We start from the raw sequence: 1,080 nt of genomic DNA, 5'->3' as shown, positions 1-1,080 counted from the left end.
CATAAACGATTATCTCGTAACAGCCGCTCTTTGTTGATCATTTCAAACCTTTATTCTCTAAGTTAAACCTCTTTTTATTCTCAATAGCGTGACAAAAAATGCAAGTCTCTATTCAGCAACTAGTTTACTGCCCAAAGTGGATTATGATTTGATGCTCGAAGAACAACGCGTCAGGGATGACTTTCGCAATCGGCGATATCAGCTTGATAAGGAAGTTTCAGATAAGACTTCCCAACTTTATGCAGAACAGACGCAGTTTTTAGCGCAAGAAGAACAAAAACAAATTGAGATAGTGAGAGCTGCTGCATTAAGTAAGGCGAAGGTTGCGCAAGATGGTAGTCAAGGTTTAGCCAAAGGCTGGCAGGATTTTGGTGCGGAAACAGAAAACGTGTTTGATAATATGCGAAACATGACTAAAAACGCTTTCGATGGCATGTCGAATACCCTAACTGACTTTGTGACGACGGGTAAATTTAACTTTTCTGATTTTGCACAATCGGTAGTCAACGATATAACGCGCATGATTGTTAAAATGATGATATTTAAAGCCTTGGAATCCAGTTTAGGCGGAACGAAGCTGGGTAATTTACTTGACATAAAAGCCAACGCACTTGGCGGTGTTTATCGTTCGTCGGGGTTAAGCGCCTATAGTAATAGTGTTGTGGATTCGCCTACGTTATTCCCATTTGCGAAAGGAATAGGGTTAATGGGTGAAGCAGGGCCAGAGGCAATTATGCCGTTAAAGAGAGGTGCAGATGGCTCTCTTGGTGTAAGAGCATTAGATTCATCTACAAATTTTGCTAATCCTGAAATTCATATTCATCAAACAATTAACGTCTCTGGAAATGGGGATAAAGCGCTTAATGATGCTATGCAGCAAGCCGCATTAGCAGGCGCAAAGCAGGGTGCTAGTGATGCAATTGCCTTTATCCAGCGGGATTTTTCGACTAATGTAGGACTTACGCAAATTTCACATAAAATAGAATAAAAATTCTGTAGAGTGTTACAAATGAAACCAAGCCGCTTAAATTACTGCCAGTATCTAATGATAAGCCAAATCAATTATACCTTGACGAATTT

The 1,080-nt window shown here is 40.1% G+C and carries 1 protein-coding gene; it reads left to right on the top strand.

What is annotated here, in order from left to right; translation table 11 throughout:
• Window positions 1-88 precede the first annotated feature (88 nt).
• Entirely contained in the window at window positions 89-988 is a 900-nt protein-coding gene (locus tag CBG25_RS06465; protein WP_290605437.1) for a phage tail tape measure protein, read from the top strand.
• Window positions 989-1,080 lie beyond the last annotated feature (92 nt).

Origin of the sequence: Arsenophonus sp. ENCA, from assembly GCF_002287155.1 — a bacterium.
Taxonomy (GTDB): Bacteria; Pseudomonadota; Gammaproteobacteria; order Enterobacterales; family Enterobacteriaceae; genus Arsenophonus; species Arsenophonus nilaparvatae.
Note: the sequence above shows the minus strand (reverse complement) of the source record. Positions and strands in the feature narration are given on the sequence as shown.